Annotated in this window: 32 protein-coding genes and 1 pseudogene; 13 read left to right on the top strand and 20 right to left on the bottom strand. The window is 29.7% G+C overall.

Going from position 1 to position 24,939, the window contains the following annotated elements; translation table 11 throughout:
- Positions 1 to 41: 41 nt before the first annotated feature.
- A complete protein-coding gene (locus NSR03_RS02985) occupies positions 42 to 1,421 on the top strand; it encodes an aldehyde dehydrogenase (RefSeq protein ID WP_069821049.1) in 1,380 nt (459 codons plus the stop codon).
- A gap of 66 nt (positions 1,422 to 1,487) precedes the next feature.
- On the opposite strand, the gene pglS is transcribed toward NSR03_RS02985, so the two are convergent.
- Positions 1,488 to 2,525, bottom strand: a complete 1,038-nt coding sequence (gene pglS / locus NSR03_RS02980) for a 6-phosphogluconolactonase (RefSeq protein ID WP_002507170.1) — start codon at positions 2,523 to 2,525, stop codon at positions 1,488 to 1,490.
- Positions 2,526 to 2,701: 176 nt separating this feature from the next.
- Here pglS and NSR03_RS02975 point away from each other — a divergent pair, with 176 nt between their 5' ends.
- A complete protein-coding gene (locus NSR03_RS02975; protein ID WP_256092624.1) occupies positions 2,702 to 2,824 on the top strand; it encodes a hypothetical protein in 123 nt (40 codons plus the stop codon).
- Between the two features lie 108 nt (positions 2,825 to 2,932).
- On the opposite strand, the gene NSR03_RS02970 is transcribed toward NSR03_RS02975, so the two are convergent.
- From NSR03_RS02970 to NSR03_RS02955, 4 genes are all read right to left on the bottom strand, one after another.
- Entirely contained in the window at positions 2,933 to 3,067 is a 135-nt protein-coding gene (locus NSR03_RS02970; protein WP_107517768.1) for a hypothetical protein, read from the bottom strand.
- A 13-nt stretch (positions 3,068 to 3,080) separates the two neighbouring features.
- Positions 3,081 to 3,965, bottom strand: a complete 885-nt coding sequence (locus NSR03_RS02965) for a permease (RefSeq protein ID WP_069821050.1) — start codon at positions 3,963 to 3,965, stop codon at positions 3,081 to 3,083.
- A 90-nt stretch (positions 3,966 to 4,055) separates the two neighbouring features.
- Positions 4,056 to 4,376, bottom strand: coding sequence for an ArsR/SmtB family transcription factor (locus NSR03_RS02960; RefSeq protein WP_069821051.1), 321 nt, complete (start codon positions 4,374 to 4,376; stop codon positions 4,056 to 4,058).
- Between the two features lie 49 nt (positions 4,377 to 4,425).
- Positions 4,426 to 4,620: a hypothetical protein gene (locus NSR03_RS02955; protein ID WP_002509689.1), complete on the bottom strand. Its 195-nt coding sequence runs from the start codon at positions 4,618 to 4,620 to the stop codon at positions 4,426 to 4,428.
- A gap of 284 nt (positions 4,621 to 4,904) precedes the next feature.
- Here NSR03_RS02955 and arsD point away from each other — a divergent pair, with 284 nt between their 5' ends.
- The 7 genes from arsD (at position 4,905) to NSR03_RS02920 (ending at position 11,136) form a co-directional block, all read left to right on the top strand.
- Positions 4,905 to 5,252, top strand: coding sequence for an arsenite efflux transporter metallochaperone ArsD (arsD, locus tag NSR03_RS02950; RefSeq protein WP_069821052.1), 348 nt, complete (start codon positions 4,905 to 4,907; stop codon positions 5,250 to 5,252).
- Positions 5,233 to 6,960 carry an arsenical pump-driving ATPase gene (gene arsA, locus NSR03_RS02945; RefSeq protein WP_176721778.1) on the top strand — a complete coding sequence of 576 codons (1,728 nt, stop codon included), beginning with the start codon at positions 5,233 to 5,235 and terminating at the stop codon, positions 6,958 to 6,960. The genes arsD and arsA overlap by 20 nt, the downstream gene beginning before the upstream one ends.
- Positions 6,960 to 8,624, top strand: coding sequence for an FAD-dependent oxidoreductase (locus NSR03_RS02940; protein WP_069821054.1), 1,665 nt, complete (start codon positions 6,960 to 6,962; stop codon positions 8,622 to 8,624). Before arsA ends, NSR03_RS02940 begins: the two co-directional genes overlap by 1 nt.
- Positions 8,621 to 8,935, top strand: a complete 315-nt coding sequence (locus NSR03_RS02935; protein ID WP_013730040.1) for an ArsR/SmtB family transcription factor — start codon at positions 8,621 to 8,623, stop codon at positions 8,933 to 8,935. The genes NSR03_RS02940 and NSR03_RS02935 overlap by 4 nt, the downstream gene beginning before the upstream one ends.
- Positions 8,935 to 10,227 (top strand): arsenite efflux transporter membrane subunit ArsB, encoded by a 1,293-nt coding sequence (gene arsB / locus NSR03_RS02930; protein ID WP_176721779.1) that lies wholly within the window; start codon positions 8,935 to 8,937, stop codon positions 10,225 to 10,227. Before NSR03_RS02935 ends, arsB begins: the two co-directional genes overlap by 1 nt.
- A gap of 18 nt (positions 10,228 to 10,245) precedes the next feature.
- On the top strand, positions 10,246 to 10,638 hold the full coding sequence (gene arsC / locus NSR03_RS02925; protein WP_069821056.1) for an arsenate reductase (thioredoxin): 393 nt from the start codon (positions 10,246 to 10,248) through the stop codon (positions 10,636 to 10,638).
- A gap of 87 nt (positions 10,639 to 10,725) precedes the next feature.
- Positions 10,726 to 11,136, top strand: a complete 411-nt coding sequence (locus NSR03_RS02920; RefSeq protein ID WP_069821063.1) for a YolD-like family protein — start codon at positions 10,726 to 10,728, stop codon at positions 11,134 to 11,136.
- 34 nt (positions 11,137 to 11,170) lie between these two features.
- Here the strand turns inward: NSR03_RS02920 and NSR03_RS02915 are convergent, their stop codons facing one another.
- The 3 genes from NSR03_RS02915 to NSR03_RS02905 are packed head-to-tail and all read right to left on the bottom strand — an operon-like array spanning position 11,171 to position 14,723.
- Positions 11,171 to 11,536 carry a DUF6262 family protein gene (locus tag NSR03_RS02915; RefSeq protein ID WP_069821057.1) on the bottom strand — a complete coding sequence of 122 codons (366 nt, stop codon included), beginning with the start codon at positions 11,534 to 11,536 and terminating at the stop codon, positions 11,171 to 11,173.
- 8 nt (positions 11,537 to 11,544) lie between these two features.
- On the bottom strand, positions 11,545 to 13,608 hold the full coding sequence (locus NSR03_RS02910; protein WP_069821058.1) for a tyrosine-type recombinase/integrase: 2,064 nt from the start codon (positions 13,606 to 13,608) through the stop codon (positions 11,545 to 11,547).
- 2 nt (positions 13,609 to 13,610) lie between these two features.
- Positions 13,611 to 14,723 (bottom strand): tyrosine-type recombinase/integrase, encoded by a 1,113-nt coding sequence (locus NSR03_RS02905; RefSeq protein ID WP_069821059.1) that lies wholly within the window; start codon positions 14,721 to 14,723, stop codon positions 13,611 to 13,613.
- A gap of 175 nt (positions 14,724 to 14,898) precedes the next feature.
- Here NSR03_RS02905 and NSR03_RS02900 point away from each other — a divergent pair.
- Positions 14,899 to 15,207, top strand: a pseudogene (locus tag NSR03_RS02900) (YolD-like family protein); the annotation flags it as partial.
- A 164-nt stretch (positions 15,208 to 15,371) separates the two neighbouring features.
- On the opposite strand, the gene NSR03_RS02895 reads toward NSR03_RS02900, so the two are convergent.
- Positions 15,372 to 15,542, bottom strand: a complete 171-nt coding sequence (locus tag NSR03_RS02895) for a hypothetical protein (protein WP_002507168.1) — start codon at positions 15,540 to 15,542, stop codon at positions 15,372 to 15,374.
- A gap of 494 nt (positions 15,543 to 16,036) precedes the next feature.
- On the opposite strand from NSR03_RS02895, the gene NSR03_RS02890 reads away from it, so the two are divergent.
- A complete protein-coding gene (locus NSR03_RS02890) occupies positions 16,037 to 17,077 on the top strand; it encodes a C45 family autoproteolytic acyltransferase/hydolase (protein ID WP_069821060.1) in 1,041 nt (346 codons plus the stop codon).
- 307 nt (positions 17,078 to 17,384) lie between these two features.
- The gene (locus NSR03_RS02885; protein ID WP_002507166.1) at positions 17,385 to 17,555 is read left to right on the top strand and encodes a tyrosine-type recombinase/integrase; all 171 of its coding nucleotides are present in this window, start codon (positions 17,385 to 17,387) and stop codon (positions 17,553 to 17,555) included.
- A 104-nt stretch (positions 17,556 to 17,659) separates the two neighbouring features.
- Here NSR03_RS02885 and NSR03_RS02880 read toward each other — a convergent pair whose 3' ends face one another.
- The 9 genes from NSR03_RS02880 to NSR03_RS02840 form a co-directional block, all read right to left on the bottom strand.
- On the bottom strand, positions 17,660 to 18,310 hold the full coding sequence (locus tag NSR03_RS02880) for a cytochrome P450 (protein WP_002507165.1): 651 nt from the start codon (positions 18,308 to 18,310) through the stop codon (positions 17,660 to 17,662).
- A complete protein-coding gene (locus NSR03_RS02875) occupies positions 18,288 to 18,581 on the bottom strand; it encodes a hypothetical protein (RefSeq protein ID WP_040762580.1) in 294 nt (97 codons plus the stop codon). The genes NSR03_RS02880 and NSR03_RS02875 overlap by 23 nt, the downstream gene beginning before the upstream one ends.
- 109 nt (positions 18,582 to 18,690) lie before the next feature.
- Positions 18,691 to 18,846: a hypothetical protein gene (locus NSR03_RS02870; protein WP_002507163.1), complete on the bottom strand. Its 156-nt coding sequence runs from the start codon at positions 18,844 to 18,846 to the stop codon at positions 18,691 to 18,693.
- A 19-nt stretch (positions 18,847 to 18,865) separates the two neighbouring features.
- Positions 18,866 to 19,390: an HAD hydrolase family protein gene (locus tag NSR03_RS02865; protein ID WP_256092626.1), complete on the bottom strand. Its 525-nt coding sequence runs from the start codon at positions 19,388 to 19,390 to the stop codon at positions 18,866 to 18,868.
- A 16-nt stretch (positions 19,391 to 19,406) separates the two neighbouring features.
- The gene (locus tag NSR03_RS02860) at positions 19,407 to 19,610 is read right to left on the bottom strand and encodes an HAD hydrolase family protein (RefSeq protein WP_256092627.1); all 204 of its coding nucleotides are present in this window, start codon (positions 19,608 to 19,610) and stop codon (positions 19,407 to 19,409) included.
- A gap of 457 nt (positions 19,611 to 20,067) precedes the next feature.
- Positions 20,068 to 20,175 carry a putative holin-like toxin gene (locus NSR03_RS02855; protein WP_002511402.1) on the bottom strand — a complete coding sequence of 36 codons (108 nt, stop codon included), beginning with the start codon at positions 20,173 to 20,175 and terminating at the stop codon, positions 20,068 to 20,070.
- Between the two features lie 356 nt (positions 20,176 to 20,531).
- The gene (locus NSR03_RS02850; RefSeq protein ID WP_002507161.1) at positions 20,532 to 21,383 is read right to left on the bottom strand and encodes a DUF4097 family beta strand repeat-containing protein; all 852 of its coding nucleotides are present in this window, start codon (positions 21,381 to 21,383) and stop codon (positions 20,532 to 20,534) included.
- Positions 21,380 to 21,940 carry an HAAS signaling domain-containing protein gene (locus NSR03_RS02845; RefSeq protein ID WP_002511403.1) on the bottom strand — a complete coding sequence of 187 codons (561 nt, stop codon included), beginning with the start codon at positions 21,938 to 21,940 and terminating at the stop codon, positions 21,380 to 21,382. The genes NSR03_RS02850 and NSR03_RS02845 overlap by 4 nt, the downstream gene beginning before the upstream one ends.
- 93 nt (positions 21,941 to 22,033) lie before the next feature.
- Entirely contained in the window at positions 22,034 to 22,474 is a 441-nt protein-coding gene (locus NSR03_RS02840) for a hypothetical protein (protein ID WP_236582952.1), read from the bottom strand.
- A gap of 215 nt (positions 22,475 to 22,689) precedes the next feature.
- On the opposite strand from NSR03_RS02840, the gene NSR03_RS02835 reads away from it, so the two are divergent.
- Positions 22,690 to 23,250, top strand: a complete 561-nt coding sequence (locus tag NSR03_RS02835; protein WP_002507158.1) for a thioredoxin family protein — start codon at positions 22,690 to 22,692, stop codon at positions 23,248 to 23,250.
- A gap of 82 nt (positions 23,251 to 23,332) precedes the next feature.
- Here the strand turns inward: NSR03_RS02835 and pmtD are convergent, their stop codons facing one another.
- The gene (gene pmtD, locus NSR03_RS02830) at positions 23,333 to 24,061 is read right to left on the bottom strand and encodes a phenol-soluble modulin export ABC transporter permease subunit PmtD (protein WP_002507157.1); all 729 of its coding nucleotides are present in this window, start codon (positions 24,059 to 24,061) and stop codon (positions 23,333 to 23,335) included.
- Positions 24,061 to 24,933, bottom strand: coding sequence for a phenol-soluble modulin export ABC transporter ATP-binding protein PmtC (gene pmtC, locus NSR03_RS02825; protein WP_069821061.1), 873 nt, complete (start codon positions 24,931 to 24,933; stop codon positions 24,061 to 24,063). Before pmtC ends, pmtD begins: the two co-directional genes overlap by 1 nt.
- Between the last annotated feature and the right edge of the window lie 6 nt (positions 24,934 to 24,939).

Below are 24,939 nucleotides of genomic sequence, written 5' to 3'. Positions count from 1 at the left end.
TGCATAAGCATAGCGACATCTCATACTAGGAGGAATATCATTTGAATTCAATAGAGCAAACTTTCCATAATAGTAAACAATATTTTAATACTCACGAAACCAAAGATCTTAAGTTTAGAAAAAAACAACTCAAACTCTTGGGTGAAAGTATTAAAAATCATGAAAATGAATTACTCGACGCACTTCAAAAAGATTTAGGAAAAAACAAAGTGGAAGCTTATGCAACCGAGATTGGATTCACTTTAAAAAGCATTAAGTCAGCACGCAAAGAACTTAAAAATTGGGCGAAAAGAAAACAAGTTAACACGCCCCTTTATTTATTCCCTACTAAAAGTTATATCATGAAAGAGCCTTATGGTACGGTCTTAATTATCGGGCCTTTTAATTACCCTTTCCAATTACTCATTGAACCATTAATTGGTGCAATAGCAGCGGGAAATACAGCTATACTTAAACCATCAGAATTCACACCACACGTTGCAGATATAGTACAGCAAATTATTGAAGATGTATTCAACCCTGAATATATTAGTGTATGTCAAGGCGACGCAGAAACTACACAATCGCTCATACACCTACCTTTTGATTATGTCTTTTTCACTGGCAGCGAAAAAGTAGGACGTATTGTCTATCGTGCAGCTAGCGAAAACTTAACGCCTGTCACTTTAGAATTAGGGGGTAAATCTCCTGCGATTGTAGATGAATCAGCAAATATCAAAGTAGCAAGCGAACGCATTTGTTTTGGAAAATTTACGAACGCTGGTCAAACTTGTGTGTCACCAGACTATATTTTAGTTAACCGAAAAGTCAAAAGCCAACTCATCGCGGCACTCAAAAATACCATCACTGAATTTTACGGTAAATCTATACAAGATAGTCCAGATTTCGGTCGTATTATTAATCAAAAACATTTCGACCGTTTAGACCATTTATTAAATGTTCATAAAACAGAAATTGCATTTGGCGGTCAATCTGATGCAGATGATAAATACATCGCTCCAACCATTTTAGATGGTATTACTTTCGATGCTAAAATAATGGAAGATGAGATTTTCGGCCCTATTTTACCAATCATTCCTTATGATGACTTTGATGAAGCAATTGATTTAATACGCACTAAACCTAAGCCACTCAGCTTATATTTATTTAGCGAAGATGAAAATGCAACAGAACGTGTACTTCATGAAATTTCATTTGGTGGTGGCGCGATTAATGATACGCTGATGCACCTCGCAAACCCAAACTTACCTTTTGGTGGTGTCGGTGCCTCGGGGATTGGACAATATCATGGTAAATATAGTTTTGATACGTTTAGTCATGATAAATCTTATGTATTTAAATCTACAAGACTTGAATCAAGCCTCATATTCCCACCATATAAAGGGAAATTTAAATACATCAAAACATTTTTCAACAAATAGAAATTAACCTAGTATGGCAGTGTATTATCCATACTAGGTTATTTTTTTAATTTTTTTCAATTGTCTTTATTTTAAAAATTGTACACAAACGCCTTCTGGTGCTGATTCATGATGATCAACTTTTTCTAATTGTCCTGTAATTTTATCACGTTTGAAAACTGTCAGTGTATAGTCACCTTCTTGGTGTGCACAAACTAAGAAATCGTCTGAGTCAGTAATGTTGAAATCACGTGGGAATTCGCCACCACTTGATACAATATCAACGAATGAAATCGTTGAACCATCATCACTTACTTTAAAAATGGCAATACTATCGTGCCCTCTATTCGTGATGTATAAGAATTTTTGATCGTGTGACTGTCTTACTGCCGCTAATTTTGTATCACCTTCAAAATTTTCTGGAATTGTTGAATGTCGTTGGAGTTCTGTGAATTTTCCGTCTTCATATTTTACTGTACTTACGACATTTGATAACTCATGGACAACATAAGCAAACTTCCCATTTTCATGAAAAGTAATATGTCTTGGTCCATCCCCTGGTTCAAAATCACTCACTGCATGTTCACTAAAACCATGATCATTAAATTCGTATGTTACTATTTTATCTGTACCTAAATCGATTGCAACAACATATTTTTCATCTGGTGTTGTACTAATAAAATGCACATGTGGCTGATCTTGTCTTTCGTGTGGCCCAGTTGGATAATTGTGCTCTAACTCTTGAATCAAACGTATGATTTCACCTGTTTCAGGATTCGCTTCATATAAGCGCGCTAATCCAGCACCGTAAACAGACTCAAAAATAAACTTTCCGTCTGGTGACACATCTACATAACAGCCGCTACCTTTTGTAGAAGCAAGACATTTATTAATTAATTTGAGTTTACCATCTTCTTCTATTTTAAGACTAGCAACACCGCAATTATCTCCTTCACGTGTTACAGCATATAAAAATGAATTATGTTGATTTACATAAGTGGATGCTTCTAATTCATATCCTGTTTCAACTTCTGTTACGCTTCCAGTTTGTTCATCTAATTCAAAACGATAAACACCTTTGCCCTCTTTTTTCGTATACGTACCAATATAACCTGTTGTCGTCATGTAAACCCCTCCATATTATTGTAGTTTCATTTTAATAAATATCTATACTAAATGACAATATAACGATTATTATCAATTTCTATCAAATTAAGATTCATGCTTTATTAACTTAAAATAAGGAAAAACTTCTTGCAATAACACGAACATATGTTCTATCATTGTGTTGAGGTGATTTTATGATTCCGAAAAAATATCAAAATGAAAATGACTATAGAAATATACCAAGAGAATTTCTTAATGCCAATATCCCGCAAGGTCGTGGCATGGTTAAATGGGCAGCTTTCATTATATGTATTTAATTAATACAAAAGCCGAATTAACAGTATTTTCAACATAGTATTTATGTATTATATGTTAAAACAATCTTAAAAAGGATACTGATTATGAAACCAGTATCCTTTTTAAGATTAACAGCATTTATTATTATCTTTTTCTTTTGCTTCCTCTTTTTCTTTTTTATTATCCGTGTTTTCTTCAATTTCTACTGAACAACATGACTGCTCTTGAGGTTTTAATTTTTTTAACGCGTCTTTGATACCCATTTACTTCACCTCCTTAAATGATTAAGTTAACAATTAGGCCTGTAGCAACTGCCACTACTAAAATTGCTATAACAAAAGATATTACAAATTTCTTTTTAAATAATTTAGATAACAATACAACTTCAGGAATACTTGCTCCTGCGCCACCTATAATTAATGCTACGACTGTTCCCAGTGACATACCTTTAGATACTAAAGCTTCAGCTATAGGAAGCATTGTTTCTGGTCTAATATACATAGGTATACCAATAACAGAAGCAATAATAACAGAGATAATACTATCGCCACTCGCATATTGTGTTATAAAGCTTTCTGGAATAAATCCATAAATAAATGCACCGATAAATACACCAATAATTAAATAAGGTAACATTGGATATAGGAAAGCCCAAGCATCATTTAGCGCTTGCTTAACACGAGATCCTGATTTATTAGTGAAAAATCCATCACCTTTGACATTAACGCCTTTATAACTCTCTGCTAAATTCACTTTTGAAAAAACAAGGCCAGTTAAAATGCTGAATATCGCTAATACAACAAAATAAACAACAGCAACTTTCCACCCTAATAAAATCCATAGCATAAATATCATGAGTGGATTCATGAGTGGCGAAGCGATTAAGAAACTCATAGCTGGACCAAACGGAACTTTAGAGTTTAACAAACCTGCAAGTATAGGAATAGTAGAACAAGAACAAAATGGTGTTATAGCACCAAAAATCATTCCTAATACATAGTTGGTTGCTTTATTTGGTTTGCTTAAAAGCTTTTGTATTTTATCTTCTGATACTACTTGTTGAATTAAACTTACAATAAAACTTACAACTATAAATAATGCTAACAATTCAAAAAATAACATTAAAAATGTTTTTATGAATTCGATGATTGAATCTGTCATTAGCATAACTCCTCTGAATTTATTTAATCAACTTTTTTTGATATATAAATTAAAAAAAGTTGATTAATATGATGTGTAAGAAGATAAATCCTATAATATTTTACAGCAAGTATCTTCAGTTAATACAACTTGAATTTGTGCTTCATTGATTTTGTAGTAGTTCCAAGTACCATATTTTTCAGGTATTAAAATCTGTGCACTTACTAATTTTTTTAAATGATAAGAAATTTTAGATTGTTTTAAATCTAATAACGCTTCTAAATCACACACACATAATGATTTATTAGAACTCTGGCTAATTTGATTTAGTATTTTCAATCTGTTTTTGTCGGCAAGTGCATTAAACATGTTTTCATAAAAATCTAATTGTTGATCTTCATTCATATCAGTTTTTGCTTTAATAACTTCCATAAAAAGAACACCTCTTTTTTATAATATTTGATTAGAGTTTATATTATCTTTATTTCAATTCTTGTATTGCTTGTTTGTAGTTATTTTCTGTTGATTCACCATACTGATGAATATTACCTTTAAAGAACTCCTTCTCCATATATATTGTAGCTTCTTTTAAAGTGACTTCTCTTGATACCATAACAAGATTTAAATAACTTACAAAGTAACCAACAGATAAAGTACTTGCGTGGTTTACTCGCAATCAGGCACACCTCCTTATTGTCTAAATAATTTTATTCCATTTAATATATCAACTTTTTTTGATATATTAAATATAAATCAATATATACATTATTGCAAGATTAAAAAACTATAATTTTACATAAACTTAGACATGCTCCACAGCAATAGTAAAAATATTTTCTTCCTAGCTATATTATTAGAAACTCAAATTAAGTAAAATTTTAAAAATCCAAATCAATACATAGACACTAATCTATATAGATGTTAATCTATGGTAGTAAAATAATTAATGAGGTGAGTATAATGTTAAATATTGAAATATACGAAGAAGCTATGTGCTGTTCTACTGGCGTATGTGGTCCAGAACCGGATGAAACACTAATAAAGACGAACCAAATCAATGAATATTTAAAATCAAATCAAATAGAAGTTCAACGTTATAATATGAGTAATAATCCGAATGAATTTATTAAAAATAAAGAAGCTATTCGTTTAATTCAAGAAAAAGGTAATGAAGTTTTACCAATCACTTTTATAGAAGGCAATATAGCTAAAACGGGTACTTATATTACCCAAGAAGAAGCCGATGAAATTATTACGGTTAATCAGATGAGAAATGGAGGATGCTGTGGTGGAGATGGATGCTGTTAAATACTTAAATAAATTGAATTTAAATAATGTTGAGTTAACAAAATATTTGTTTTTTACTGGTAAAGGTGGCGTAGGCAAAACGACGATATCAAGTTCTATTGCTTTAAATTTAGCGAAGAATGGAAAGAAAGTAGCTTTAGTAAGTACTGATCCAGCTAGTAATTTACAAGATGTATTTCAAATGGAATTATCTAATAAATTAACTACATATCAACCTATACCTAATCTCTCTATAGCCAATTTTGACCCGATTGCTGCAGCAGACGATTATAAAGCACAAGCTATAGAACCTTATGAGGGCATTCTACCAGAAGATGTACTTTCTGAGATGAAAGAACAGTTAAGTGGTTCGTGTACAGTTGAAGTAGCAGCATTTAATGAATTCACTAATTTCTTATCCGACGAAACTTTAGAACAGGCATTTGATTTCATTATATTTGATACAGCTCCGACAGGTCACACACTGAGAATGCTTGAATTACCTTCTGCTTGGACAGATTATTTAAATACAACGAGTAATGACGCTTCTTGTTTAGGTCAATTATCGGGTTTAAATGAAAATAGAAGCAAATATAACTTAACACTTGAAAAATTACGCAACCAAGAAGATACGACAATGATATTAGTTGCTAAACCTAACCAATCATCTATATATGAAATTCAAAGAGCGCAACAAGAATTACAACAACTATCAATTTCTAAATTCAAAATAGTCATTAACAACTATATAGAAGAAAGTCACGGTTTAATTTCGAGTCAAATGAAATCAGAACAAGATAAAAATATTAACCATTTTACTGAATGGTTAAATAACAATCATGCCTATTACGTTCCATATAAAAAACAGAAAGCAGAAAGTATAGAAAGTTTATCTAATCTATTAAATGATGATAACTTAATTGAAAATGATGAATTTATTGTTGAAGATCATCCGCAATTCAATAAATTAATAGATGAAATTGAAAATGGTAAAGTTCAATATTTATTTACAATGGGAAAAGGTGGCGTTGGTAAAACGGCAGTAGCAACGCAATTAGCTACAGCATTATCTAATAAAGGACATCGTATTCTTTTAGCAACGACTGACCCTACTAAAGAAATTAATGTTGAAACCACAAGTAATTTAAATACTGCTTATATTGATGAAGAACAAGCATTAGAAAAGTATAAAAAAGAAATACTAGCCACAGTGAATGATGATACACCACAAGACGATATTGATTATATTGTGGAAGATTTAAAATCACCTTGTACAGAAGAAATAGCATTTTTCAAAGCCTTTAGTGACATTATGGAGAATCAAGAAGACATGGATTACGTAATTGTAGATACAGCTCCTACAGGCCATACCTTGCTGTTACTTGATTCTAGTGAAAATCATCATAAAGAACTAAAGAAAAAATCAACTCAAACTACCAGTAATGTTGAAACATTATTACCCAAAATTCAAAATAAAAATTTAACACAGATGATAATCGTAACACTAGCAGAAAAAACACCTTATTTAGAATCTAAACGTTTAGTAGAAGATTTAAATAGAGCTAATATAGGCCATAATTGGTGGGTTGTTAATCAATCGTTAGTTACGCTAAATCAACGTGATGACCTTTTTAGTAACAAAAAAGAAGATGAATCAATTTGGATAAACAAGATTAAAAATGAAAGTCTTGATAATTATTTTGTCATACCTTATGGAGGGTTATCATAATGAAAAAAATTGTAATCATTGGTTCAGTTGCTGCCGGTACAAGTGTCGCGGCTAAAGCAAGAAGAAATAGTGAAGATGTGGAAATTACCGTTTTTGATAAAGATAGTGATATTTCGTATTCAGTATGTGGTATTCCCTACTATATAGGCGGTAATGTATCTGATATTGATGAACTCACGCCACGAAATGCTAAATGGTTTAAAGAGCGCTTTAATATAGATATTTATACAAAATATGAAGTGAATCAGATAAATGATACTGATCAAACAATAACAGTTACCAATTTAGTAAATGATGAAAAGATGATTCAAGAATATGACGAATTAGTATTAGCAACAGGTTCATCGCCTAAAGAACTTCCTCAATTAAATAGCGAAGAATATAACAATGTGTTTAAAGTTAAAAATATTAATGATGCGAAAGCAATTTATAATTATATTGAGGGCAATGATGTTCAGAATATAACAATCATTGGTGGTGGATTTATTGGTCTAGAGATGTTAGAACAATTATCTAATTACAATACTTCAATTGTTCAACGTAGTACTTTTATGCCTCATTTAGACTACGATATCAGTTTTATGATTCAAGAATATATTGAAGATAAAGCTAACGTATATACCTATAATGAAATAGATATTATTGATTATGATGAAAATCATACAATAAATAGAGTGAGCTTAAAAACTGGCGAATTAATTGATACAGATTTAATCATTATTGGGATTGGTGTCACACCAAATACTAAATTAGCTAAAGAAATTGGTATTAATATTGGAAAATCTGGAGCAATACAAACCAATAAGTATTTTGAAACAAATATTCCTCACATATATGCAATTGGTGATGTAGCAGAAAGTTATAATTTAATTACTGGTAACCCTATATATAGACCGCTAGGTTCTACAGCAAATAAAATGGGACGTATTTTAGGAGATCGATTAACTGGTGGAAATCTAGAACATAAAGGTATTTTAGGAACAGGCATTGTTCGTATATTTGATATGACAATTGCCCAAACAGGCTTAACTGAAAAAGAAGCTATTGATTTAGATATTGATATTGACGTATTACACAATGTGAAACCGAATCGTCCAGAATATATGCAAGGCCAAGAAATGGTAATTAAAGCTATATTTGATAAAAACAATTCTAAATTACTTGGTGCCCAAATTATTGGGTATGAAGGTGTAGATAAGAGAATAGATGTACTAGCTACTGCTATAACGTTTGGTGCCAATGCAGAAGATTTATTTCATTTAGATTTAGCATATGCACCTCCTTTTTCTACAACTAAAGATCCTGTTATTTATACAGGGATGATTGGACACAATATTACTCGAGGACGCAAAATTATAACGCCTGAAGAAGTTATAAAACAAAATAATGATTTATTGATTTTAGATGTACGTTCTCCAAAGCAATTTGAAGTTGATCATGTTGATGGAGCGATTAACGTCCCATTGAAAACGTTGAGAAGTTATGCAAAAACATTAGATGAAAATCAAAAGATAGTGACTTATTGTAATAAAGGTACTACTGGGAATGCTGCACAAAACGTACTTATTAATTTAGGTTTTAAACAAGTGTTTAATTTGTCAGGTGGTAATAAAAATTATCAACGTTATAAAAGGTTTCAAGTAGAAAGGAAGAAGAAAAATTGAATTATAAAGAAATATCACAATACTTAAAAGTGATTGCTGATAGTAGCCGTCTTGAAATATTAGATTTGTTATCTTGTGGTGAATTATGCGCTTGTGATTTATTAGAGCATTTTTCTTTTTCTCAACCCACATTAAGTCATCATATGAAAGTATTAAAAGACAATAATTTAATTACATCCAGAAAAGATGGTAATAAAAATTTATACAAATTGAATCATGACGTATTAGATGACGTTACATCACGACTGACTCTATTGGGTTCCAGTACAGTCCCATGTATATGTGAAACAGTAGAGAAAGGTGAGTGTTAATTATGATGATATTAGCAATCACAATATTTGTATTAACGTTAATTTTTGTTATATGGCAACCTAAAGGTCTAGATATTGGTATTACTGCATTAATTGGTGCTGTAGTGGCTATAATCACTGGCGTTGTAAGCTTTTCAGACGTACTGGAAGTTACTGGAATCGTTTGGAATGCGACTTTAACGTTTGTTGCAGTTATTCTTATTTCACTCATATTAGATGAAATTGGCTTCTTTGAATGGTCTGCTATACATATGGTGAGAGCATCAAAGGGTAATGGCTTGAAAATGTTTATCTTTATCATGCTCTTAGGTTCAGTTGTAGCAGCCTTCTTCGCAAATGATGGTGCGGCTTTAATACTGACGCCTATTGTTTTAGCAATGGTACGTAGTCTAGGTTTTGATAAAAAAGCGATATTTCCATTTATTATTGCTAGTGGTTTTATTGCAGATACCACATCATTACCACTTATTGTTAGTAATTTAGTTAATATTGTTTCTGCTGATTACTTTGATATTGGATTTGTTGAGTACTTCAGTAAAATGATTATACCTAATATATTCTCTTTAATCGCAAGTATTCTTGTCTTATGGCTTTATTTTAGAAAGTCTATCCCAAGAAAATTTGATGCAGTAAATATTAGAGAACCAAAAGAAGCGATTAAGGACAAAAAGCTTTTTAACATCTCGTGGATTGTACTCACTGTATTGCTAGTTGGTTATTTAATAAGTGAGTTTATAAATATTCCAGTATCAATTATTGCTGGTATCATTGCTTTAATATTTGTATTATTAGCACGTAAATCTAAGGCTGTTCATACGAAACAAGTAATTAAAGGTGCACCATGGAATATTGTTTTATTCTCTATTGGTATGTATCTTGTGGTATTTGGTCTAAAAAATGTGGGCATTACAACGCTTCTTGGTGATGTACTAACAAATATTTCAAGTTATGGCTTATTTAGTAGTATCATGGGCATGGGTTTTATAGCTGCATTCCTTTCATCTATTATGAACAACATGCCAACTGTTTTAATAGATGCAATAGCGATTGGTCAATCTCAAACAACAGGCATACTCAAGGAAGGTATGATTTATGCGAATGTTATCGGATCTGATTTAGGACCTAAAATAACACCCATTGGTTCGTTAGCAACACTTCTCTGGTTACATGTACTTACTCAAAAAGGTGTTAAAATTTCTTGGGGAACATACTTTAAAACCGGTATTATTATAACGATTCCGGTATTATTTATTACACTGTTAGGGTTATATCTAACACTTATTATTTTCTAAAAAGAGAGGAAACTATTTATGGATAAAAAAACAATTTACTTTATATGTACTGGTAATTCTTGTCGCAGTCAAATGGCTGAAGGTTGGGGTAAACAAATACTTGGCGATAAATGGAATGTATATTCTGCCGGTATTGAAACACATGGTGTAAATCCTAAGGCAATAGAAGCTATGAAAGAAGTGGATAATGACATATCAAACCATACTTCTGATTTAATCGATAATAAAATTTTAAAACAATCAGATCTCGTTGTTACACTTTGTAGTGACGCTGATGAAAATTGTCCAGTCATCCCACCTAATGTAAAAAAAGAACATTGGGGCTTTGATGATCCAGCTGGTAAAGCTTGGTCAGAATTTCAACGTGTAAGAGATGAAATTGGCGATACAATAAAACAATTTAATCAATAGCATAATAAAAAGACTATCCAGAATGATAGTCTTTTTTCACTTGAATTAATAGAACATATGTTCTACTATTGATATGAGGTGATCTTTATTATTCCAAATCCTAATGCTCCAGATAAATATAAATACGAAACAGATTACAGAAAAATACCAAGAGAATATTTAAATCCTAAAATCCCACAAGGTCGTGGAAAAATCAAATGGCAAGCTTTTGCCACGCTCCCCCAACAATTCGAAATTTTAAATAAGTTTATCAAAGACCAAAATAAGGATGACAAACCTTTATTAACAGAGGATACTTTGACTAATATAAACTATGTTTTCCAATATAAATTACATACTGGTGAATTAAGTTCTATTGATTATTGGAAAGATGGGTATATTTTTAATTATACTGGGAAAATTTTACAAATTGATACAATCAACAATTCTTTTACTTTACTTGATAAAAAAAATAAAGTCCATAAATTATCTAATAATAACGTTTGTCATATTATTTAAAGATATGACAAACGTTATTATTAATAGGATTATTTTAAATTTCCTCATACATCTTGGAGTATAAAGTACTAAGTTCTTCTTTTAGAGACTTTTTCTCTTTTTCTAATGAATTTACTTTCCTCTTCAACGAAGCAATTAATGCATCTTTTCCGTCACTTTTATTTTTATTCACAAATATTTCTTTGTTTTTTTCACGTAACTCTTCGATTCTTTTACGAATTTCATTATTGTTATATAAAGTGGCTTTAGAGACACTTGAATGTTTTGAAACAATATTAAAATTAATTTCTTCCTTCCTTTGAATCAAATCGTTTATTGCTGTAGTAACTTTTCTCTCAGTGTTAGCTTTCCGCTCTGCATGTAACTGTTTCAATTGTTCTTTCCTGTTAAAATTTTCCATATTAACCTCTATACTTTTAGTCTATTACTTCTACCAAATATAATACTTCCATCCTTTATACTACCTAAGATTTCTTCGTATTTATTTAATATATTAGTATGCTTTTCAACCATGTCTTTTCTATTATAATTTTTAGCTAATTCTATTGACTTAACTGTTGATTTGATATGTAATTCATATTTTTCAACGTCTAAATCAGAAAAGCCAATAGCTAAATCCTTACATGGTTTACCAGAATTACATGTTAAACATGGGGGTGCTTCCATATAAGGACAATCACCATTCAATCTAGCATGACATGTGCCATAAGGGTTGTCCATTGCGTTTAATTTATGTTCTTGCCATAAAGAATTTAATGTTTTTTCTGATAGTTCACTACTATGCTGTATATTTTTGATTTTACCATCGACATCGAAACTAAAGGCACCTTGATCAATAACTGATTCAAAAGCCTTTCTTTTTGTATCATCAAGTAATTTAGCATATCTAAGAGTCATTTCAGGTGAAGAATGTGCTAATAATTCTTGTATTGTTAATATATCTGCTCCGCCATTTAATAATTTTACTGCATAAGTATGTCTAAATTGATGAGTTTTAAAATGAAATATTTCACCTTGCTCATCAACAATATTTTTAGTTTTTGCTAAATGATTTAAATGAGCCCTAACCATATGCTGTGTGAAAGGCATCCCTTTTCTTTTTCCTTTGTAAATAGCGAAAATGTAATTATTGGGATTATTATCTTTTGTACTATTTATTTTAGAATTAGCTATTAAAACTGCTACTATATCAGCCAATTTGTCATCAATTGGTATTCTATGTCCTTTTACAAAGGTTTTAGCAATATCAGTAATTATTGAAAATTTCCCATTAACTTTTGCAAGGCAACTATTTTCTAAAGTTAATACATCAGAAATTCTCAGACCCGTTTTAAAAGCTACCCAAACCACTGGTATTAAATCTTTATGCAAATCATTTATATGCTCAAAAAGCTGTTCAAGTACAAAATCAGGAATATAATCAATTTGGCTATTGTTTTTCTTTTCATACCTAGGAAAGTCTTGTGGGTAAATTAAAAAACGAATGTCCTGTGATGGAGCTATATTATAATTTTGCATAGTGATATCATTTAGGAACCTTCTAATTGCTTTTAATTCTTCTTTTACAAAATTATTCGAACTTTTTACATTTTTGCTATTAGCATATTCAAATAAAAAATCTATATATGATTCGATATGATATCTATCTAATTTATTTAAATCAGACCATGTTTTTTCTTTTTCAGTTATACTTTGGAAAAATCTAGTTAATATTCTTATATAATATCTTGCAGTACCAAATGCTATGTCACCAGTTAGCAAACGATTTTTCAAATATTTTTTTGTTGCTTCTCGTATTTTGATTGAATCAATTTTTTCAAAGTTCAAATAGTGACCAGTAAGTGTTTTATTATAACTCAGTCCATACTTTTCTAAGTTCCTAATATCCCATTTATCTTTTTCCCATTCTTCTCTCTTATCAATAAATTTTTTCAGATTAATATACATGTTCTTTAAAAAAGAAGCTAAACCACTTTTATATTCATATTCACCAAAAACGATTGTTGATGATTGTCTTTTTATTGGAATATTATTTTTGGTTAACCATTTAAACCAGTCTTTTTCTAATATATTAATATCACAATCTAGTAAAGAATTTAAATCAGGATAAGCATCATTAAAGAACTCAGTGACTTTATTGAGTTTCACAGCTCCAGAATTAAATACACTACCTAAAGACCAATCCTCTTTAACCAAAAGTTTCAAAAAAATGTATTTAAATTCTAAATTCAAATTTTTATTATTAATCCTAAAAAATATATTTTTCCTTTTGTCTTTATAGCTTTTAAGATTATCTTGAAATTGCTTGAATTTATTAAAAGATGAAATATGCCATACATCATGTTTAAAAAAGTAATCATCATAAATTTCAGTTATTAAAATTTCTCCTTTTATATTTATCGTTCTACTTTGTATTGTGCATAATTCATCAACCAAAATGTTGTTTGTAGGTAAATTAAGTGGCATTGACATAGTTATTCCCCTTTATTAAAAACTTGAAATTGATGTTTTACTTTATCCCAATCATCACGTATATCTTCTTCGGTTGGGTGAACATATAAATTAATGGTAGTTTGTATATTACTATGACCAAGTCTTTCTTGAACTTGCTTAATATCTTTCGTTTCATTGTAAAAAATAGTTGCATGTGTATGACGGAATAAATGAGGATGGACGTTTATAGATGTTTTATATTTTAATCTTTTAAATAATGAAGATATATCATTATAATGCATAGCTTCTCCCACATTCTTACCTTTTAATTTTACAAAAAGATAATCAGAACATATGGAAAGATCATCAATTATTTCATATACATAATCATCATATAGATCAATTAAAGATTGAGATATAAAAATTTTCCTCTCTCCAGTTTTTAAATATGAATCGTTACTATTGTTTCTGTTTTTCAAAACTATTTGGTGGCCTTTCCTAAAATCAAATTTGATATCACCAATACGTAACGATAGTACTTCTCCAATGCGTAATCCAGTTTCATATAATAATTGGATTAAAAATTCATCTCTTATATTATTAGCTGCTTCTAATAATATCTTTATTTCCGCCTTAGTTAGTACTTCTAATTTTCTCTTTGGTTCTTTAACTTTCAAAATATTTTTTAACGTTCCATAATCTTTGTTTACATGATGCATAAAACTTTTATATTTTTTATGATGTTTACCTTTAGTATTTAAAAAATCATAAAAATTAACTTCTAATTTTTTACTTCTATAAAGATAGTCGTAAAAATTGGACACTACAGTAATAGTCAGATTAATTGTCTTGGCACTACTTTTTGATTCTTTTTGGTTATAAGGAAGAACATTTTCATATTCAAAAGGTGCTCTCATCCATCTTACAAAATCAACAAAATCATCAAAACTAACATCTCGATGTTTTATTTCCTTATACTCTAGATATATAAAAAATTTTTTTAGTGCGTAAGCATAAGTTTTCTTAGTATTCCGACTTTTCTTGACACTATCCAGATATTTCAAATAGCGTACTGCATCTATTATAGGTTCATTATTACTATCTAAAATCATAAAATTAATACCATTCTTAGATTTCACTTCTACTATTTTCATAATAATCTCATTTCTAATTTTATTAGAATAAGTATACACTATTATGGCACGCTTTCATATTAAACATATTGAACGTAATAAAAAAGAACTGCTTAATATTTATAATATGTTTATTTCTTCTTAAAAATACAACCATATTATACAAATTAGTCTATATTTTATAAAATACACATAACCATTTGCAACTTTGCCAGAACAATTCGAAACAATTCAACAATATTTAGTAGATCAAAATAAAATTGACCGTCCTATATTATCAGACGATCAATTAAATGACTTAAATTTACATCTTCATCAAGCGTTACATACAGATTCCTATATTCACATCGAATACTATAAAGCAGGATGGTTGGAAACGACTCATATAAAAATTAAAAATATAGATATGACTCATATGTTTTTAGAAGGTTACCTAATCCATACACAGGAAACAATTAAACTTTCATTATTTGATATAACTAGAATAACTCAAGACAATAGTTAACTGCTTTTCTATACTTGAAGAACGGGATTTATGTTCGCAGTCTTTCCGACTGCATTAGCCACCGTAACAACTTCGTTGAACGGTGGCTAAAAAAAATACTGCCAACAAAAGCCCTAAGACTTTGTCGACAGTATGAGAACACTCTAAAGTGCTCTATCAATAACTTAATTATTCGTTTCAATATCTGAAACTATTTCTTTTGTTTTACTTTCAATATCTTCGAAATCTTTTTTAAAGATATAAGCGAAAACTACTGCACCAACACCTGCTGCTATTGACACAGTAAGAATTGTACCTAATACAAATTTAAATAAACCTTTAATAAAATTACACATTCTGATTCACCTCAATAAATTATTAACATATCTATCAATAATGATAGCATACTTGAAAGCATCAATAAATATATACCCACTTTCCATTACTTTAATCTAAATATTAAAAAGTGAATTTATGATATTATTGGAGTAATGCAAAATCAATAATTTTTAGTCAATATGTCTTATTTATTTTAACATTTTCTTCTCATCAGAATAAAGATAGATGTTATATTTATTACCAATATATGTAAAAAAGGGCTAATATCGTTAAATATTAGCCAATTCAATGTTAGTTATTCTCATCTTATTGACCCCACCAAGTGGAGACTGCATCTTTGAAAGCATCATAATAATTTGACATAATAATCACCTCATTGAATTTGTCTATCTGAATCGTCCCTTGATGTTAATTTAAGCATAACTACTGGTCATACGTAATGCAATTAACAGAGCGTTACAATGAAGTTACATTTTTGTAAGATTACACACATAAATAGGAGTTTTAAACTATGCAATTAGTAAAATCAGACATCTTAACACATCGAGGTTCACACTTTGATTTAGGTGTACAAACAGCACAGTGGATGCAGCAAACACCCTTACTCAAAAATAGAGAGAAAGAATGGAAAAAACGTATGCCCCGCTTTGATATCCATATCAAAGAAACATATGACATTTTCCAAACGTACGCACCGCAAATTTGGGAAGAAATTAGAGGTATGCAAGAAGTACTTAATCTGCCTACTCGCCAAATGATTCTTAACTTTGCTCACTATCGATTCACACCGTTGAAAAACAGTGGCTGTACGGTCTTTTTAGGTCAAGATTATATGGTTCGAAATTATGACTACCACCCTGCAACTTATGATGGTCGTTACTTATTGTTCCAACCTACTGATGGCGGATTAGCACAAATAGGTCCTACATCACGTGTAACCGGGAGAATGGACGGTATGAATGAATCTGGTCTATCCATGGGCTACAATTTCATGCACAGAAAGCACCCAGGTGATGGCTTCGTCTGCTATATGGTCGGCAGGCTTATATTACAATATTGTAAAGATGTAACTGAAGCCATACAATTACTAAAAGAACTTCCACATAGAAGCTCTTTTAGTTACATTGTCATGGATAAACATTTGAATCATGCGATTATCGAAGTTTCTCCTCGCTCCGTTGATGTTCGTTACGATCGTACTTGTACGAATCATTTCAAATTATTAACACATGAGAATAGAAATTTTACAAAAGAATCTAAAGAACGTTTAAATCGCCTTCTAAAACAAGCACCTACATCACTAGATAAAATGAGCGCATTTAATTTATTTAATAATCCGGAATATGAAATTTATAGTAAATTATTCAAAAGTTGGTCCGGTACAATTCATACAAGTATGTATGAACCACAATCATTAACAGCACATATCACTTTAGGGGAAAATAAAGTACCTACCATAATATACTTTGGCAAATGGCTCGATGGCGAATCATTAGATATTACTTCAATTAACGGCCATCTTGACACTGATTTAACCTTTGCCACATATTAATATTTATCATTTTAAATCATCACACTATAAAAAGAGCCAGAAAGCACTTAATTAAAGTGATTGCATTTATATTTTGTCAAATCCTTTCATTTCAGCATTCTTAGTATGTGTGGATAACTTAAAACCTCATAATATTACGTACAAATTCAATATTAAGGTGGTATATACGTAGTATTCTGATATATAATTTATGCACTGTATCGAATTTATTAACTAAGTTAAATGATAAGCATGGTCAAATGAATCATTTGCTTTTGAGAACACGCAATATAAAATAACGCCTCTATAAGAATGGGTTAGATTTAAAATGGTACAAGGTATAGTGGGAGCGCCAATAAAATTAGTACAACAAGTACTTGGACACATAAATATAACAACCACATTAAACATCTATACTCATATAACTGAAAAAATGGAATTTGATGCGTTATCAAATTTAGATAGTTATATTGAATCATTTGACCCTTTGTTGTTATGATTAATCAGTGGTTAGTTTGTGGTAATTTGTGATTATTTCCAAATTAAAAATAGCTGTATCCTTTTAATATAAAGGGCTATAGCTATTTTTACATGCAGTTATATTTAAACTTTATATCTATTATTTGGGGCAATATACAAGCTTTTAAACTCAATAAATCCATAAGTTGTTTGGTGGTTATAATCTTTAATCTGCCAATTATTATGCTCATCATTCTTTTTAAAGGATTCTAAAAAGCCTTCTAATGATAAAGTTGTAATATTTGCTCCTAAACAACGATGAACTCCATAACCAAACGATAAACTATCTTTTTTAGAATAGGTACAGGATAAATTATTTTGATTACTTATTGACTTATCATTATTATTACTAATATACAAAATCATCATCACCCTATCACCTACACTAATTGATTTATCAGCTATCATAGACTGTTTTATACATTCTCGAGCACAATATGAAAATGGTGGCTCATACCGAATGCTTTCGTGAATTAAATCTTTACTATTTAATTCACGAAATCCTCTCTCTCTATTGTGAATGTGATAAAAAATTAAATTAGTCAGACTCGATTGAAAAGGCTCATGACCATCAATAAGCATATTAACTAATGCAACTATAAACTCATTTTCTTCTGATATACTATCTAACATCAATTTAAAAAGTCCTGCATCATCATATCTTTTTTCAGAAATTATATTATCAATATAATTGGTAGTTTTTAGTATTGAATCAATAGTTTTTTGAAATTTCACTCTCAGTAGGATCTGCTATCCATAAAAAATTTACAGCCTCTGTTGAAATATTTAAGATGTTTATGTAATCATCAATCGAAAGACCAAAAATTTTGGAAAGACAAGTGTTACTAAAAGGTTTAGTAATTTCTTCTACAGCATTCAACTCTCCATTTAAGTCCTGCAGAATTTCATTAGATACTTCTTTACTAATTCCAGTTACCTCTTTTTTTATTTTGTTAACAGGTTTTTGCATTTTTTTGCGTAAAGCAATATGTTCCGTACCGTCCATATACATTAGCCAGTTTAAATAAAAATGCTCGAGAACTATTTTTTGTATATTTGAAACATTGAGCCTTTTGAAAAAATCTTTTTTCTATTTGCAGTAAAATTTGAGCTAGTTAGTATTTTTTCGATATATCATTATCAATAACTATCCATGACCTTAATGACTCTTCCCAAAAGAGTCCGGTTTCAAAGTTATTTGTTTTTTCTCTAACTATTTCTTTAACCATACTTCTACTTTGTTTCATTGCATCTTTCAATTCTACCGTCATTAATAATCACATCCTTAATTTAATAAGATTTTAATGAATCAGTAACTGCTCGAAAATCACTATTTATGACTTCCACACTAGCAAAAGGATTACTCTTTTTATTTCCCCCAACAAAATAAGCCTTCTCAGCATGTTTAAGTAACTCATAATCATTTATATCATTGCCATAAGCTATATAAGAATCTGTATTAATAATCTTTCTTAATGTAGAATATTTATTTATATTTTTAGCAGTAATATCAATGTTATTTTCGCTTTTATGATAAATTATTGAGAGAAAATCTTCATGTTTTTCTAAATGTTTTTTTATATATTCAAACATATTTCCTCTTAAATTTATTAATATAATTTTTATTGGGTCAACTATTTCTTCTATTTTTCGATTTTTTGCCAGTCTATCAGGGTCTAATTGTCTAAATATTTTATTATTAGGACTCACTTTCGCCGAATAATCAAAAGAGCCATCGATAATATATTCTAACTCATTTTCATGAATAAGACTTTTTATCTTTTTAAAATCATTTTCTGGAATACTTTTTATCACAGATAGTTCTTTATTGTTAGAAACTATCGAACCATTCCCCCCCTATCAAAATGTTATTTTCGAATTCTTTGACAACAGGAACTAAATCTCTTATTGGTCTAGCTGATGCAAAAATAAGTTCGTGTTTTTTTCCAATTCTCTCTATTTCGTTAAGTAAGCATCTCTCTATAGACCTGCCATTAAAGCAAATAGTTCCATCTACATCCATCACAAATATCACATATAAACCTCCTTTTTACACCGTAATATTACCACATATAAAAATTGATTCAAAAATTAATAAAGATTACCCGTCTTTAATTATTTTTAAATGAGTTTATCACCATAAATATTTTTCGATTTTTTACTATGAAGTTAATCAGGCAATTCAAAAATTTATCTGAGTATTTTAATAAATAAGAAATACTTATTCTTCTATTGTTCTTTCAGTATTTTTTAGTTCATTTAATCCATATTAAATAATGATCTCAAAGCTTGGAGTATATCCTCATAATAAAAAGCTGACATGAATATGTCGACTTAAAAATTTGATAATATTTTTATGTTGTGGTAATTTATATATAGAAAAAGGGCAACACACCATAAGTGTATCGCCCTAATGAGCCCGTTAAAAAGACGGTGGCTGGAATTTAATAATGATTAAATAATCATCTCATCCTCGCCAAAGTTAGAGATGGTTATTTTTTATGGCTTAATTTAACAATTGCAACCACTAAACCTAATAAGGTAACGATGAAAGTACCGAAACCTAACATTAAGTGTAGTGCTTCTACAATTGGAACCACACAAGGCGTCTCCTTTCTAAAGATTTTGTCGGTACTTTCATAAGCGCCACCTCACTTTATACTAAGATTAGCCACCATCTATCCAACTTTCTCATTTTTTTATTCTAACATATTTTTATATTATTTTATTAGTCATTTACTTTCACCATTTTGCTGTTGGGTAACTTGATTTAGATCGTTCATTATATCTAACATCGACTCATTATTTTTAAGTGGTTAGTTTGTAGTAATTTGTAATTATTTCCAAATTAAAAATAGCTATATCCTTTTAATTTAAAGGGATATAGCTATTTTTTTACTTTAAGCATTTCAATTAAATGTACTTTCTGGCTCTTTCTATTCATGACAGTATAAATTTAATTTATATAAATATCCCCATGATCTGTATAGAACTCTAAAATATGCTTTCCTGAGCCTACTTTATTATCTTCAAAATTGTTATTGATAACTTCAGAAGTTCCATCAGATGGATTCAATCTTAGCAACGTATCTTGAGGGTCCTCATTATATGACATGAAAATATCACCATATTGCGTAGAAGCTCTAAAATGTGATGCAATATCCATTCGACTCAAATCAATTTTACCATGGTCAGCTAACAACACTGACTTTTCAATCAATGATTTTTTACTCGTTATACTCGCCTGTTTCGTTTTAATATTCGCATTAGTAATTTGACTTCGCTTTATATCAATGGGTGAATTCAAACCTCTATAATACAGTTTGTCTAATGCTACATTACTTAAAAACACACGTGCTGCACCAGTAGATTTCATTGAAATATATGCATCTTTTACATTAATACTATCAATATTTATAATATTCGTCTTACTAGATACATTTAAATGATTTAGTTTTTTATCTGGCACTGTTACTACCATCTCATCATCAAACTGTCGGAACGGATTAAAATTCAATCCATAATGATCATCTGTATTATCAGTCTCATGAACATGTAATGTCTTGTTTTTATGCGTAATATCAATATTCTTTTTCCCTTTATAGGTCACTGAAAATTCGTCACCTTGCTTAACTTGAACCTCACTATTTTGACTATCTATGTTTAAATTTTCTATATTTTTATCATTAACTTCTTTATCAACAGAATTGAGTTGGTTGTTTTGTTTTTCAAATCCAAACCAAGCGACACAAGCTAAAAGAAAGCACACGAGAAATAATGTTAAGCCGCTTAAAAATAACTTCTTCATTCGACTGCACTTCCTTTAATTGTTTTAATATTCCAACGTAAGTATTTTAAAATCACTCTATAAACGAATTGAGCAAATTTTGCAATAATGACAAATAATAAAAGACCTAACCCTGTATAGGAAATCGCAAATAAATAGTTACTTATAGCAAAACTAAAATTATCATTAATTATGCCGTTGATAATCAATAATAGCGGGCTAAGCGAGAAAAATAATGCAACTAGTAATAGTATAAACATGAAAATGCCAACAAATATCATAGGGATTAAAATAATGATTAATGATAATATCCCCATACCCAGAGATGCCATAATTGCTCTCACAATTGTATTTATATTAGGGCGAAATTCCGCAGATACAATCGCGTTTCTAGCCATTAGCTCTTTGCCTATCTTTTTAGGTGATTCAAGGGCGCCAATAATTTGATATTCATTTTTACCTTCACTTTCTTGATCAAAAAAATATTCCTCATATTCATACATCACTTTATCGCGTTCACTTCTTGGTAATTTATCTAATTCTTGCTCTAATTCATTTAAAAAAGTGATTTTATCCAAAATATCTACCGCCATTCAAACTTAAGATTCGAAGCAAAATGTATATGTAAAATCAAAAATGACATACCCTATAGGAATGTCATTTTTAATTTTTTATTTCTTATATATTTCAACTTTCTTTATTTTATCATGTTTATAAATAATAAATAACTTTATTTGATTTTTCTTATCTTTATATATTATAGCATTAAAGCCTTTGCGCAACTTTTTTTGTTTATAACGTGTTCCTAGTATCTGTGTAACTTTTCCAACATTATTATTGATTGTTCCATTAAAATTAGTTTGAACTGTAATATCGTTAGTTAAAGTTATACCTTTAAGTCGTGGGTCCTTTTTATTCACTTTGAAAATTAAATTAGGATGTTCTCTTTTTAAATAAAGACGATACTTTTTTAAAATGACTTCGTCTTGTTCAACGTATTCGTCAATATTAATTTCAGACCCTATTTTGACACGATTAATAGATAGTTTTGATAAATCAGTCGAGTGTTCTTGCTTGATATAGTTAACCAGTAACAATGTTCCAAAAGCCATTGTTATAAACACACAAAATATAAGACGCTTATGTAGTCTATGCATTTTCAATGTTGTCACCACACTCTACTTTACTAATTAAATATAGCATAGGTATTTGTCACTTTCATCCCTGAAGAAATCTTAAAACATATTACTTTTATATGTATTAATAATTTTCTTTCATATTAAAATATTGATATAATAATATCTAATCAATTAAAGGGGGAACTATTATGACAAGTTTAGAAACGTATTTCAAAAACAGTCAACCGCTTGATCAATATATTGAAGCAATGACTGAAAACAAAGAGAATTTACTATCAATATATAATTCATTCTCAACACCAGAGGATGATGGTCGTCTTGAAAAAATTAAAGCATCAAACTATAGCAAAGTTCTAGTTATCACTGAAGACTGGTGTGGAGATGCTATGATGAACATCCCTATTCTTAAACATATTAGTGAAGCATTAAATTTAGAAGCTCGTGTTTTTCATCGTGATGAAAACACTGACTTAATCGATCAATACTTAACAAATGGTACTGCGAGATCGATACCTATATTTGTATTTTTAAATGATGATTTTGAACAACAAACAGTTTGGGGACCTCGCGCAAGACAAGTACAACATTTTGTAGAGGAAACACGTTCCAAACTGCCTGCAAAAGATGATCCTACATTTGAAGATAAATCGACTGAATCATATGCAATTATTTCTAATCGCTTTAAAACAGACTCACAAATGTGGAAATATGTTTATGATTCAATTCTAGATAAACTAATTATAAATTAATAAAAGACGTATGAATTAAGGTATTATAACCGTTAATTCATACGTCTCTTTTTTTATGACTCAAACTTCGGTTATCTTTATTTTAAATATCTTTTTTAGATACATAGAATATATTAACGATAAATAATACTACAATAGATGCTGAAGTAATAAACCATTGCCAATTAGAGAATGTATAATCACCAGTTGTCGTTTTAGAAGTTAAGTAACTAAATGGAATATATTTCAATGCATCTTGAATATTGTCACCAAATTTAGGAATCATAGGTATAAATGGTTCAGCAAAAGGAACAAGTAATATTAAGAATATACCTAAAGTAAAGATTAATGCTGTTTTTGGTACAACTAATGAAAATAAATATAATAATAATCCAAAGAATAAATGGAATAGAATGAAGAACCAAAGTAACTCAAAGATTTTATCAACTTTTATATTTTCACCGTCAACAATTTGTTGCACGATTAATACAAATCCAACAAGTATTGCTGTAATAATTATGGCAATCAGTATAATTGAAATCACTTTTGCGATAACGTAGCCCACACGACTTGATGTTTTATTCATATATAATTGAATCGTACCTTGTGAAATATCACGGGTGATTGTCTTGATTACAAATAGTAAGCCCATGATAGAAAAGAACCAACTACCTATAGAAAGTAACATATTGCCGTCTATTTTATCAGATTGCTGAACAAATAAAACTGTAAAACCAATTAATGGAAGTATTGTTAAGAGTAATGCTAAATATGTTAATGGACTTCTAATAATGCTATAAATGTCGTATTTTACGAGTTGTAAACTATTCATTATTGGCCACCTTTCTGATTAATATTGAAGTAAGTATCACGTAAGGAACTCTTACGTGTTTCAATAAACTCAGGGAAAATATCAATATCTGATAAACCTTTAAGCACTTTTTGATAACTTGATTGTGCTTTAATAATGATTTCTCCATTTTCTCTTTTAGATTGAATCACATCGAAATTTTCATTTAAATATTCTAAAGCACTATTGAAATTGCTTTGTTCTAAGATTAATACTGTAGAATCCGTTGGTGCCCCTTCTTTCATATCAACATCTTGAACAAAATCACCATCTCGTAAAAACACTGCTCTATCGCAAATTAATTCAATATCCTCAAGCTTATGACTAGAAATCAAAATTTTCATATCCAGTTCTTGCACAAGTGATTGAATTGTTTTCAATACATCAATTGATCCGTCAGGGTCCATACCATTTGTTGGCTCATCTAAAATGAGGTACTTGGGTTTGTTCATTAATGAAACAGCTATGGCTAACTTTTGTTTCATTCCCATTGAATACTTTTTAACTTTTTTCTTCACATAAGGTCTCATACCAAAAGCATCAATAATTTGATTTGCATATTTTTTATCAAAACCCTTACCTAATACATTGGCAAATAATTTTAAATTATATAAACCTGATTTATTATCATACAATTTAGGATGTTCAATAAGGTAACCGATATTGTCTTTATTACCTACCTTTACCTCCCCTTTATATTTGATAATATTTCCATTCATGACTTTCATTAATGTTGTTTTGCCGACACCATTTTTACCAATTAGACCTACAATTTGGCTTTGTCCAAAATCAAAATTGATATGGTCTAAAACATTGTTATTGCCATACGTTTTTGTTATATCTTTTAATTCCATAAATGC

This window comes from Staphylococcus sp. FSL W8-1207, from assembly GCF_038003745.1.
GTDB classification, from domain to species: domain Bacteria; phylum Bacillota; class Bacilli; order Staphylococcales; family Staphylococcaceae; genus Staphylococcus; species Staphylococcus equorum.
The sequence above is the reverse complement of the archived record's forward strand: the minus strand, read 5'-3'. Positions and strand labels throughout refer to the sequence as shown.